The organism is Micromonospora sp. NPDC001898, assembly GCF_042891255.1.
Lineage (GTDB): Bacteria > Actinomycetota > Actinomycetes > Mycobacteriales > Micromonosporaceae > Micromonospora.
In genome coordinates this window covers 103,458-115,119 of record NZ_JBIATC010000001.1, presented here as the reverse complement: position 1 = coordinate 115,119, position 11,662 = coordinate 103,458, and the positions used below count along the sequence as shown (strand labels likewise).

Annotated in this window: 12 protein-coding genes; 6 read left to right on the top strand and 6 right to left on the bottom strand. The window is 74.4% G+C overall.

Annotated features, from left to right (window positions below):
- Positions 1–103 precede the first annotated feature (103 nt).
- From mycP to ACFYZF_RS00570, 3 genes are all read left to right on the top strand, one after another.
- Entirely contained in the window at positions 104–1,477 is a 1,374-nt protein-coding gene (gene mycP / locus ACFYZF_RS00580) for a type VII secretion-associated serine protease mycosin (RefSeq protein WP_387014214.1), read from the top strand.
- A gap of 71 nt (positions 1,478–1,548) precedes the next feature.
- Positions 1,549–2,361, top strand: a complete 813-nt coding sequence (locus ACFYZF_RS00575; protein WP_387014211.1) for a phosphatase PAP2 family protein — start codon at positions 1,549–1,551, stop codon at positions 2,359–2,361.
- A gap of 30 nt (positions 2,362–2,391) precedes the next feature.
- A complete protein-coding gene (locus ACFYZF_RS00570) occupies positions 2,392–3,099 on the top strand; it encodes a phosphatase PAP2 family protein (protein ID WP_387014208.1) in 708 nt (235 codons plus the stop codon).
- A 101-nt stretch (positions 3,100–3,200) separates the two neighbouring features.
- On the opposite strand, the gene ACFYZF_RS00565 is transcribed toward ACFYZF_RS00570, so the two are convergent.
- The 6 genes from ACFYZF_RS00565 to ACFYZF_RS00540 form a co-directional block, all read right to left on the bottom strand.
- Entirely contained in the window at positions 3,201–4,379 is a 1,179-nt protein-coding gene (locus ACFYZF_RS00565) for a MarP family serine protease (RefSeq protein WP_387014204.1), read from the bottom strand.
- A gap of 57 nt (positions 4,380–4,436) precedes the next feature.
- On the bottom strand, positions 4,437–5,135 hold the full coding sequence (locus tag ACFYZF_RS00560; RefSeq protein ID WP_387014201.1) for an NUDIX hydrolase: 699 nt from the start codon (positions 5,133–5,135) through the stop codon (positions 4,437–4,439).
- Entirely contained in the window at positions 5,132–5,818 is a 687-nt protein-coding gene (locus ACFYZF_RS00555) for a TlpA family protein disulfide reductase (RefSeq protein ID WP_387014198.1), read from the bottom strand. Before ACFYZF_RS00555 ends, ACFYZF_RS00560 begins: the two co-directional genes overlap by 4 nt.
- On the bottom strand, positions 5,815–6,603 hold the full coding sequence (gene nth, locus ACFYZF_RS00550; protein ID WP_387014196.1) for an endonuclease III: 789 nt from the start codon (positions 6,601–6,603) through the stop codon (positions 5,815–5,817). The genes ACFYZF_RS00555 and nth overlap by 4 nt, the downstream gene beginning before the upstream one ends.
- Positions 6,604–6,712: 109 nt before the next feature.
- On the bottom strand, positions 6,713–7,873 hold the full coding sequence (locus ACFYZF_RS00545) for a CapA family protein (RefSeq protein ID WP_387014193.1): 1,161 nt from the start codon (positions 7,871–7,873) through the stop codon (positions 6,713–6,715).
- Positions 7,874–7,928: 55 nt separating this feature from the next.
- On the bottom strand, positions 7,929–8,600 hold the full coding sequence (locus ACFYZF_RS00540) for an adenosylcobinamide amidohydrolase (protein ID WP_387014191.1): 672 nt from the start codon (positions 8,598–8,600) through the stop codon (positions 7,929–7,931).
- Between the two features lie 217 nt (positions 8,601–8,817).
- On the opposite strand from ACFYZF_RS00540, the gene ACFYZF_RS00535 reads away from it, so the two are divergent.
- From ACFYZF_RS00535 to ACFYZF_RS00525, 3 genes are all read left to right on the top strand, one after another.
- Positions 8,818–9,495 (top strand): Crp/Fnr family transcriptional regulator, encoded by a 678-nt coding sequence (locus ACFYZF_RS00535; RefSeq protein WP_007073398.1) that lies wholly within the window; start codon positions 8,818–8,820, stop codon positions 9,493–9,495.
- Positions 9,496–9,607: 112 nt separating this feature from the next.
- Positions 9,608–10,351, top strand: coding sequence for a metallophosphoesterase family protein (locus ACFYZF_RS00530; RefSeq protein ID WP_387014188.1), 744 nt, complete (start codon positions 9,608–9,610; stop codon positions 10,349–10,351).
- Between the two features lie 670 nt (positions 10,352–11,021).
- Positions 11,022–11,627, top strand: a complete 606-nt coding sequence (locus tag ACFYZF_RS00525) for a TetR/AcrR family transcriptional regulator (RefSeq protein WP_387014186.1) — start codon at positions 11,022–11,024, stop codon at positions 11,625–11,627.
- Positions 11,628–11,662 lie beyond the last annotated feature (35 nt).

The window sequence follows — 11,662 nt, the reverse complement described above, 5'->3', positions numbered from 1 at the left end:
GCACCGCCCCGGGCCGGCGGCGTTCCGGTGACCTGTTGCGGGATCGGCGTGTGGCGGAGGGGAAAACCGGTAATCTCCGAGCAGCATGTGTCCGCCGCGATGAATGGCTGGGAATGTGACTGGGGATCGGCAGGGCTGTTCGACGACGGCGCGACGGCTCACCCGCCACGCGCTGCTCGGCGCGACGGCGCTCGCGGTGTCACTCATCGATCCGGTTCCGCCGTCGGCGCTCGCCGCGCCGGCCCACCACGCCGCACCCGCCCGTTACGCCCCGCTCGCCGCGCCGCCGGTCGGGGCGACGCCCTGGCGGGTGTCGCCGGTGGACACGCCGGCCCGGGTCGACCAGGTCCGCGACGAGCAGTGGCAGCTCGACGAGCTGCGGGCCTCGACCGCCTGGCGCACCTCGACCGGGCGCGGCGTCACCGTGGCGGTGATCGACTCCGGGGTGGACGGTTCGCACCCGGACCTGGCCGGTCAGGTGCTGCCCGGCATCGACCTGGTCGACGACGGTGACACCGACGATGGCCCGGACCCGGTCGGGCACGGCACGACGGTGGCCGGCCTGATCGCCGGGCGCGACGACGACAAACGCGGCGCGGTCGGGCTGGCCCCCGACGCGAAGATCCTCCCGGTGCGGGTCCTCGACGAGGAGAACCGGTACGACGACGCGATGATCGTCGCCAAGGGGGTCCGTTGGGCCGTGGACAACGGCGCCCGGGTGATCAACCTGTCCCTCGGCGGTGGCGGCGACAGCCCCGCCCTGGCGGCGGCGCTGGACTACGCGTTCGCCCGGGACGTGGTGGTGGTCGCCTGCACCGGAAACCTGGCCGCGTCCTCCGACACCAAGGTCTGGTACCCGGCGAGGGAGCCGGGCGTGATCGCCGTCGCCGGCCTGGAACGCGCCAGCGACAATCTCTGGTCCGGCTCGATCACCGGCCACGCCACGATCCTCACCGCGCCGGCCACCGGCCTGGTCGGGGCCCGGCCGGGCGGGTACTGGCGGGTGCAGGGCACCAGCTTCGCGACCCCGCTCGTCGCCGCCACCGCCGCCCTGGTCCGGGCCCGCTGGCCGCAGATGTCCGCCGGCGAGGTGGTGAACCGCCTGATCAGCACCGCGCGGGACATCGGGCCCGCCGGCCGCGACGACCGCTTCGGGTACGGCATGGTCGACCCGGTCGCCGCGCTCACCGCAGACGTGCCGTCGGTGCGGCGCAACCCGCTCGACGACCACTCCTCCCCGGGCGTGGTGGGCTTCGGCCCGGCACCCGGCACCGCGGAGGAGGAGCCGGTCGCCGGAGCCGGCGCGGACCCGCTCGGCTTCACCGCGCCCCGCCAGCAGACCCGTTGGACGGCCCGGCCGGCCGGCGGGTCGGACGACTCCGACCCGGAACGGCTCTGGACGAGCGTCGCCGTCGCCGCCGCCCTGGCCGCCGGGGCCGTGCTGGTGGGCCGTCGCATCCGCCGGTCGGTCCGCTGACCGATGGCCGCCGCCGGGTTCCATCGGTGATGGCCGGTCTGATCCGGCACCCGGCCGGGTAGGGATGTGGCATGAGCACGTCCGGTCAGCACACCCCCGGGTCGACGTCCCCGTCGTGGCGGGCCCGCCGCCTCGACCAGGACCGGTCGCTGGGGCTGCGGCTCACCCTCGCAGCCGGCGCGGCCTTCCTGGTCCTGGTGCCGTTCGCCCTGCTCGCCCTGCTGGTGCTGGGTTCCTGGGCACCGCTGCACCGGCTGGACGCCTCGGTGACCCACGCCCTGCACGGGTATGCCGTCGACCATCCCGGCTGGGTGGGATTCATGACCGTGTGGACCCACGCCTTCGGCCCCGGCCCGCTGCGGGTCGCCGTGCTCGCCGTGGTGGTGTGGCTGTTCACCCGGCACGCCCCGCGGCTGGCCTGGTGGGCGGTCACCACGATGGCCGTGGGCGGGCTGCTCAACGCGCTGCTCAAGCTGTTGGTCGGCCGGGACCGGCCGGATCTGCTCGACCCGGTGGCCCGGGCCGCCGGCTACTCGTTCCCCTCCGGGCACGCGCTGAACGCCACCCTGGCCGCCGGGGTGCTAATGCTGATCTTCCTCCCGTACGCCAGGGAGCGCCCCGCCGCGCGGTGGGCGCTGTGGGCCGCCGCCTTCGTGGTCGCCGGCCTGACCGGGGTGAGCCGGGTGGCGCTGGGCGTGCACTGGACCAGCGACGTGGTCGGCGGCTGGCTGCTGGGCGCTGCGACGGTGGCCGCCACGACGGCCGCCTTCCGCACCTGGCGGGCCCGTACGGGCCACCGCCCGTCGCACCCGGCGACGGAGGGCGTCGAGCCCGAACTGGCCGACGGGGCGTGCCGGCCGGGCCCGGGCGGCGGGCAGGCGTAGCGGCCGACCCGGTCGGGTACTGGCGGGGCCATGTCCGATGTGCTGGTCCAGGGTCTCAAGCGGGTGGTGCTCCCCGTGGGCCTGCTGCTCTCCGTCATGGTGCTGCTCGGGGTGCTCGTCACCCTGGTGTTCGAGCGCACCTGGCCGTTCACCGCCGAGGACGCGGTCAACCGTGAGCTGGCCGCCGACCGCACGGAGGTCTGGAACAACGTCTCGCTGGTGTTCAGCACGCTGGCCAGCACCCAGGTCATCGTGCTGGTCACCGTGATCGTGGCGGTGGTCCTGCGGCTGGTGCTGCACCGCTGGCGGGAACCGGTCTTCCTGTGCGCGGCGGTCAGCGCGCAGGCCCTGGTCTTCCTGCTGACCACGATGGCCATCGACCGCCGCCGCCCGGCGGTCGAGCACATGGACACCTCCCCGCCCACCTCCAGCTTCCCGTCCGGGCACACCTCGGCCGCGGTGGCGCTCTACGTCGGCATCGCGGTGCTGCTGGCCCTGCGGGCGCGCAGCACCCCGGCGAAGGTCGCCTGGTGGACGCTGCTGGTGCTGGTGCCCGTCGGCGTCGCGCTGACCCGGATGTACCGGGGCATGCACCACCCGAGCGACGTGGTCGCGTCGTTCCTCAACGGCGGCACCTGTGTGCTGATCATGGCGCGGGCGGTGCTGGACCGCGGGGTGCGGTGGGGCCGGGAGAGGCTGCCCGCCGCCGGACGGACGGCCAAGGTCCCGGCCGCCTGACCGGGGCCGGGGCCGGGTCAGGTACAGCCGGGGCCGGGTCAGGTGCCGTCGGGGCCGGGTCAGGTGCAGTCGGGGCCGGGTCAGGTGCAGTCGGGGCCGCGTCAGGTGCAGTCGCCGGTGCCGACGGCGCGGGTGCGCTCGGCGCCGGCCAGCGCCACCGGGCGGGCCTCGGCCGCGGTCACCGCGAAGCCGGTGTTCGGGTCGTCGGCCGCCGCCGCGAAGATCACCCCGAGCACCAGGCCGTTCGAGGAGAGCAGCGGGCCGCCGGAGTTGCCGCTGCGGACCAGCGCCCGGATCGTGTAGATCTCCCGGGTGACATCGCCCGAGGAGTAGATGTCCGGACCGGTGATCCGGTCGACGTCCCGCACCCGGGCCGACTGGGCGTTGTACGGCCCGTCCAGCGGGAAGCCCAGCACGACCGCGTCCGCTCCGCTGCCCGCGTTGCCGGCGGCGAAGCGCAGGGACGGGCCGGGCAGGCCCGGCACCCGCAGCACGGCCAGATCCCGGTCGGGGTCGTAGACGACGACCTCCCCGTCGTACCGGTTGCCGTCCAGCTCCACGGACACCGACCGGGTGCCGGCCACCACGTGCGCGTTGGTCATCACCCGGTCGTCGGCGTACACGAAGCCGGAGCCCTCGATGCGGCGGGCGCAGCTCGGCGCGGAGCCGAGCACCTTGACCACCGAGCGCCGGCCGTTGGCGACCACCTGGGAACCGGCGAGCGCCGGGTCGGGCGGATCGACCTGCCGGGCCCGGGTGGGCGCGAGGTCACCGAAGACGTCCGGGAAGCCGTTCGTGTCGACCGTGTCCCGCAGCGCGTTGGACAACTCCTGCGCCTTGTCCGGCAACACCCGGTCGACCACGGTGAGCAACGCGCTGTTGCGCACCGAGGAGGCGAGCCAGGGCAGGGACGACGAGCCCAACGGCACGGCCACCAGCCAGGCCACCAGCATGACCGCGACGAGCGAGACGAGCGCCCCGCCGATGTCGTCGGCCCGCTTGCCGACGTCGCTGGTGATCGTCTGGCGCAGGTGGGAGCCGACCCAACCGGCCAGCGCCTGGCCCACCACGGCCAGCCCGAAGACCGCGACGAGGGAGATCAGTACGCGGGCGCCGCTGTCCGCGAACTGACGGGCCAGCAGTGGGCCGGCCTGGAGTCCGACCAGGGCGCCCACGAAAAAGCCGGAGAACGACAGCACACCGATGACGAAGCCCTGACGGTATCCGCTGATCGCGAACACGAGCATGAGCAGCAGCAGGACGAGATCCACGGCGGACACGCCCCAAGGGTACGGGCACCGGGCTCGGCGGCGGACCGCCGCTCGCGGAACGTGACGTCAGGTGAGCGGGCCGGCCATCTCGTCGACGGAGTCGGTGCCGGCCGACGGCGCCGGGGCGGCACCGGTGGGCGGCAGGTCCATAACCCGGTCGCGCGGCCAGGGTCGGGCCCAGCCGCCCATCTCCAGCAGGGTGGCGAGCACCCCGGCGGTGAAGCCCCAGACCAGCATGCCGCGCACCGAGAAGGCCGGGCCGATCCAGCCGCTCGGGTGGCGTACCCGCATGCGGTTGGCCGGGTCGACGAGTTCGGCGACCGGCAGCCGGGCGACGTGCGCGACCTCGGCCGGTTCCCGGGGGTGCACCGGGTGCGGCCGGTGCCACCAGCCGAGCACCGGGGTCACCACGAAGTCACTGACCGGGATCCACAGCTTCGGCAGCTCGGCCAGCACGGTCACGCTGGCCGGGTCGAGGTCGACCTCCTCGTTGGCCTCGCGCAGCGCGGTGGCGGCGGAGTCGGCGTCGGTCGGGTCGGCCGCCCCGCCGGGAAAGGCCGGCTGCCCGGCGTGGTTGCGCAGGGTCGCGGCGCGCTGGAGGACCAGCACGTCCGGGCCGGCCCCCGGCTCCTCGGCCAGCAGCACCAGCACGGCGCTCTCCCGCCCGCCGCTGCTCGGGGTGGCGATCCGGGTGAAGTCCTCGACCCGCGCGCTGCCGAGCCGGGCCAGCAGCGGGTCGATCCAGGGCGGGGGCGGTCGGGTCACGCGGACACCACCAGCCCGAGGTGTCGGCGGACCAGCTCGGCGAGGCGGGTGTCGTCCAGCGCCCCGGACACGTCGACGTGCCGGACCCGGCCGTCGGCGTCGACGAACACGGTCAGCGGGATGGCGTTGCGGTTGAGCCCCCGGCTCAGGCTGTCGCCCTGGTCGAACAGGACCGGGAAGCGGATGCCGAAGTCCTCGCCGATCGACTGGGCGGCGTCCCGGCTGTCCCGGGCGTTCACCCCGACCACCTGGAGCCGGCCGGCCGCGCGTTCGCTGAGCCGCTGGAAGGCGGGCAGCTCCTTGCGGCAGGGCGGGCACCAGGACGCCCACAGGTTGATCACCGCCGGCCCCCGGACGTCCCGCAGCGCGACCGGGTCGCCACCGGTAAAGCAGGGCAGCGTCAGCTCGGGCAGCACCGACCCGCCGGCCGGCGCGGCCCCGGAGCCGGGCGGCACGGCCCCGGAAGCAGACAGCGTCGGGGTGGCCGGGGTCGGCGCGGCACCGGAGGCGGTCGGCGTCGGGGCTGCCGTGGCCGGCGGCGCGGTCAGGGCCACGCAGGCGGCGAACGGCGACGGCCTGGTGTTCTTCCGGGGCGCGGGCGGCGCGGGCTCCCCGGAGGAGGCCGTGCAGCCGGCGGCGAGCAGGGCCAGCGGCAGGAGCAATGCGGCGAGGCGACGCTTCACGGTGCCTCCGCCACGACCGCCTGCTGCGGCACCAGCTCCGGGTCGACGCCCGCGGCGGCGGCCAGGTCCCGCGCCCGGGGGCCCTTGAGCAGCTTCGCGGCGAGGGCCGGCTCGGTCGGCCCCGTCCCGTACGACGGGCAGAGCTTCGCCAGGGTGCAGGCCCCGCAGGCCGGCTTGCGGGCGTGGCAGACCCGCCGGCCGTGGAAGATGATCCGGTGCGACAGCATCGTCCAGTCGCGCTTCGGGTACATCGCGCCGATCGCGTGCTCGATCTTGACGGGGTCGGTCTCGTCGGTCAGCCGCCAGCGGTGCACCAGCCGCTGGAAGTGGGTGTCGACGGTGATGCCGGGGACGTCGAAGGCGTTGCCGAGGATGACGTTGGCGGTCTTGCGGCCGATCCCGGGCAGCGTGACCAGGTCGGCGAGCTTCCCCGGCACCCGGCCGTCGTACCGCTCGACGAGGCCCCGGCCCAGCTTGATCAGCGAGTCGGTCTTGTTCCGGTAGAAGCCGGTGGGCCGGATCAGCTCCTCCAGCTCGGACCGGTCGGCGCCGGCGTAGTCGGCGGCAGTCGGGTACCGGCCGAACAGCTTCGGGGTGACCTCGTTGACCTTCTTGTCCGTGCACTGCGCGGACAGGATCGTGGCGACGGCCAGCTCCAGCGGGTTGGCGTGGTCCAGCTCGCAGTGTGCGTCGGGGTGGGTCTCGGTCAGCACCCGGCCGATCTTCCGGGCGCGGCGCGTGCGGCCGAGTTCGGTCTCGGTGGCTCCGGGGGTACTGGTGGTCACGACGGAAAGCCTACGTCGACCCGGTGACGACTCGTCGTGTGCACACGGGCGGCGCGTCCACCCCCTGCGGCGGGTGCCGCCCGTCGCCCGGCCGGCTGATGCCGGCCGGTCACCCCTCGGTGATGCGGCCCTTGTCGTCGAACCGCGCGCCGGTCTGCGGGAAGTCCGTCCGGGTGAGCTGCTTGACCAGGCCGAGGCCCCGGTCGTCCGGGTCCATCGTCGGCTTGCCGATCGAGTTCATGTACGTCGAGGCGAACGATCCGCCGGCGAAGCTTCCGTCCGGCTTGAGCGACACCTTGAGCACGCCGCCCCAGCCCAGCCGGCCGTTGTTGCTCAGCGAGTTGCCGCCGCCGGCGAAGTTGCCGAGGCTGTAGGCAATCAGCCGGCCCTGGTAGAACTCCATGCCGCGCAGCACGTGCGGGCCGTGGCCGACGATCAGGTCCGCCCCGGCGTCGATCATGGCGCGCGAGAACTTCACCGGGTCGCCCCGGTTCTCGCCGAGGAACATCTCGGTGCCCGGCCGGACCCGGGTCTTGTCGGCCCCCTCGCCGCCCATGTGCACCTGCACCACGACCAGGTCGGCCATGGTGGCGGCCTTCTCGACCACCGCGCGGGCGGCGTCGATGTCGACCAGGCTGTTGGACCAGACGTACGACGAGAAGCCGGCCACGGCGATCTTGACGCCCTCGGCCTCGACCACGGTGATCTGGTCGGGCGCGCCGGTGTGCGCCAGGTCGTGCTTCTCCAACGCCCGCTGGGTGTTCTGGTAGCCCTTGGGGCCGTAGTCGTACCCGTGGTTGTTGGCCTGGTTGAGCAGATCGAACCCGGCGTCGCGCAGGTGGGCGGCGTACTCCGGCGGGGCGCGGAACTGGAAGCACCGGGTCGAGTTGGCCCCGCACTTGCCGGTGCCGGTGTCCACCGTCAGCGGCTCCTCCAGGTTGCCCATCACCAGGTCGGCGGCGAGGGCGTCCTTGACCGAGTCGAAGAACCCCTTCCCGCCGCCCGGCGGGAGCCGGTTCGGCGCGTTGCCCATGATGATGTCGCCGGTGGCGGAGAGCGAGACGCTCTTCGCCTCGCCCTTCGGCGTACCGGCCGGGGTCGGGGTCGGTGCACCGGTCGTGCCGGTTTTGCCGCCCTCGCTCCCGGGTTGCCAGACCGGCTCGTCGCCGGGTTGCGCGCAGCCGGCGGCGAGCAGCGCGGTGAGCAGCAGGCCGAGGGCGGGTGCGGCCCGTCGGCGCGAGCGGATTCCGGAGGGGGCGGCAGCATACATCGCCCGCGACCCTACCGGCCGGACAACGCGCTGACGATGGCTGATCGGTCGGACTTCAGGCCGTACGTCGTTGTGACCACGGGACCACGAGACCCGCCCCGCCGGCCAGCACGGCGGCGTGCACGGCCCGGGCCAGCGGCGCCCCCCAGGTGGAGCGGGGCCCGCCGTACGCGGCCGGGGCCCCGTCGACCGGGCAGAGCACGGTGACCGCGTCCGTGGGGGTGCCGGTGGCCGCCAGCCCCAGTTCCCGGATCGCCTGCACCTTCGCCTCGGTCACGGTGGCCACCGCGTTGACCAGCGCGGCGTCGCCGAGCCGGGCGGGCACCTGGACCACGATGTTGACGGTGCCGACCCGCGCCCCGGCCCCGGTGGGCTCGGCCGGAGCGGGCTCGGCTGCCTGGAGCGGGGTGCCCAGCCCGACCGTGGCCCAGACCCGCACCCCGGTGTCGGTCCGGGCGATCACCTCGGCGACGTCGACCCCGGTCAGCAGCCCGACGCCGGGCCCGTCCAGGCCGAGCTGGCCGGCCAGTTCGGCCAGGTGCTCGGCCGGGTCGTCCCGGTGGTACGACATCGGCACGGTCGCATTGACCACCCAGTCCCGTACGCCCATCCCGCCGCCGAGCGGCGCGGAGCTGACCGCGAGCAGCGGCCGTTCGGCGCGCCAGACGAGCAGCGGCACGTCCCACCCGTCCTCGTGGCGGCTGGTCAGGGTCGGCTCGGTCAGCACGCCGCAGACCCTACGTCCCGGGCGCGTCAAGGATGGCTGGGGCCCTTCGGACCGGCGATCATAGTGGTTGATCAGGCCGGGCAGGTTACGTCCAACGATCAAGATTCCAGGGGTGCACCTCTGATTGCTGCTCACGTGCGCCTAGACTGGCCTCGCGCGAGGGATCAGCGGACGGCGGACCCGGCCGACGGACGGCACGCGTAGGCGGAGGTGCGCGATGGATGAGGTACTGGCCCGCAGCGGAATCTTTCAGGGGGTCGACCCGGAGGCTGCCGAGGCGCTCGCCAAGGAGATGGAGACGATCGAGGTCCGCAAGGGCGAGGTCGTGTTCAACGAGGGCGAGCCCGGCGACAGTCTCTACATCCTCCTGTCCGGCAAGATCAAGGTCGGCCGTCGGGCGGCCGACGGTCGGCAGAACCTGATCGCCGTGATGGGCCCGTCGGACATGGTCGGCGAGCTGTCACTCTTCGACCCGGGCCCCCGGACGGCAACGGCCACCGCGGTGACCGACACCCGGCTGGTGCGGCTGCGCAAGCAGGCCCTGCGGCCGTGGCTGAACAACCGGCCCGAGATCGCCGAACAACTGCTGCGGGTGCTGGCCCGCCGGCTGCGCCGGACGAACGACTCGCTGGCCGACCTGATCTTCACCGACGTGCCGGGGCGGGTCGCAAAGAACCTGCTCCAGATGGCCGGCCGGTTCGGCACCCGCGACGGTGGCGTGCTGCGGGTGACCCACGACCTGACCCAGGAGGAGATCGCCCAGCTCGTCGGCGCCTCCCGGGAGACCGTCAACAAGGCGCTCGCCGACTTCGCCTCGCGCGGCTGGCTGCGGCTGGACGGCAAGAGCATCATCATCCTGGACCCGGAGCGCCTGGCCCGCCGCGCCCGCGTCTGACCGCGCCCACGTCTGACCAGCGCCCGCTCGGCCCTGCCCCGTCCTGTCCCGGTCCTGTCTGCCCGGGGCAGAATCGCTGGACGGCACGGCCGGCGGGCGAGACGGTGGGCCGATGTTGGAACATGTCGCAGTCCTGTCCGACATCCACGGCGCGCTGCCCCCGCTGGAGGCGGTGCTGGCCGAGCCGGACGTCGCCGCCGCCGACCTGATCGTGCTCACCGGCGACATCGCCGCCGGCCCCCAGCCCGTCGAAGTGCTGGACCTGCTGGCCGGGCTCGGTGACCGGGTCCGCTGGGTGGGCGGCAACGCCGACCGGGAACTGGTCGAGGCGCGGGCCGGCAAACCATCCAGGATCGACGTGTCGAACTGGGCCGCCGGGCAACTCCGGGATGACCAGGTCGCCCGGCTGGCCGCACTCCCGCTGACGGTCACCCTGCCGGTAGCCGGGCTGGGTGAGGTGCTCTTCTGCCACGCCACGCCCCGCGACGACGAGGAGGTCGTCCTCGTCGACTCCCGGCTGGCCCGCTGGGCGGAGGTCCTCGCCGGGGTCCCGGCCGAGGTCCGCACGGTGGTCTGCGGGCACACCCACATGCCGTTCGCCCGGCTGGTCGACCGCCGCCTGGTGGTCAACCCGGGCAGCATCGGCATGCCGTACGGCGGCCCCGGCGCGGACTGGGCGCTGCTCGGACCCGGGGTGCAGCTACGGCGGACGGCGTTCGACGTCGACGCCGCGTGCGCCCGGGTGACGGCGGAATCGGGCTTCCCGGACGCCGCCGCATGGGCCGACGAGTACCTACGCTCCCGACACAGCGACGCCGACGCGCTCGCCGTTTTCGGCCCCCGTGACGGCCGCTGACCCGACACCCGACACCCGACCCAGCACCCGCCGCCCGCGCGACCCAGGCCGGGATGCCCGGCCCAAGCCGCCTGCCTCGCTCGAGCCGTCTTTCCGCACCGAACCGTCTGCCCCGCACCGAGCCGCCCGGGGAGGGGTGGCGACCACCGGCTGCGGCCAACGGGTGTCCGTCCCGCCCTGCCCCGCGCGCTTCTCACTACTCACTACTCACTACTCGCTCCGCCCTCGCAACCGCGCGGAGGAGACACCACCTCGCGGGCACTATGGAGCTGCCCCGCCCACGCGCCCAGCCGGCAGCGCGACCCGGAGCAGACGCCCCCGCCCCTGCCACCCCGCCACCACCCGGCCCTGGGCTGCCCCGCTAATGCGGACAGCCCCCCACCCGCCACCACCCCGCCCTTGAGTGCCCCGTTCATGCGGGCAGCTCCATAGGGAGCGGAGCACGGGTCACGGTTGGGCCACATGTGCATGTCGGTCCCCCTGCCGTACCCCAACTCGGCCAACGACCGCCGGCCTACCGGATGCGCGGGCGAGCACACGGGCGGATGTGCGGGCGGACAGTCCGGGTGCGCGGGCGAGCGGGTGTGGGTGCGCGGCGAATACGCGGCGACGCTCCGGGGGCGAAAAAGTCAGGCTTGACTGTTTGTTTCGGCGGCGGCACGCTGTCCCCGTGACCGTCGCATCGACCCGCGTCCCTCAGCAGGAGCGCAGCCGCGCCACCCAGGCCCGGCTGCTGGAGGCGACCGTCGAGTGCCTCGTCGAGCATGGCTGGTCCGGCACGACCACCACCGTGGTGGCGGCCCGGGCCGGCGTCTCCCGGGGCGCCCAGCTGCACCACTACCCCACGAAGGCCGCCCTCGTCACCGCCGCGGTCGCGCACCTCGCTGAGCGTCGGGCCGAGGAGTTGCGCATCGAGGCCGAGGCGCTGCCCGCCGGGCCGCAGCGGCTCGACCGGGTGATCGACCTGCTCGGCGTGGCGTTCACCGGGCCGCTCTTCGTCGCCGCCCTCGAACTGTGGGTCGCCGCCCGCACCGACGCCGAGTTGCGGGGCGCCCTGGTGCCGCTGGAGGCCCGGGTGGGCCGGGAGATGCACCGGCTGACCGTCGCGCTGCTCGGCGTCGACGAGCGCCGGCCCGGCGTCCGGGAGGCCGTGCAGGCCACCCTCGACCTGCTGCGCGGGCTCGGGGTGGCCAACCTGCTCACCGACGACTCGGCCCGCCGGGCCGCCCTGCTCAGCACCTGGAAACGCCAGCTCGCCGTCCTGCTCACGCCCTGACCGGGCCGCCGAGGCCCGGCCCGACCAGCCCTGGA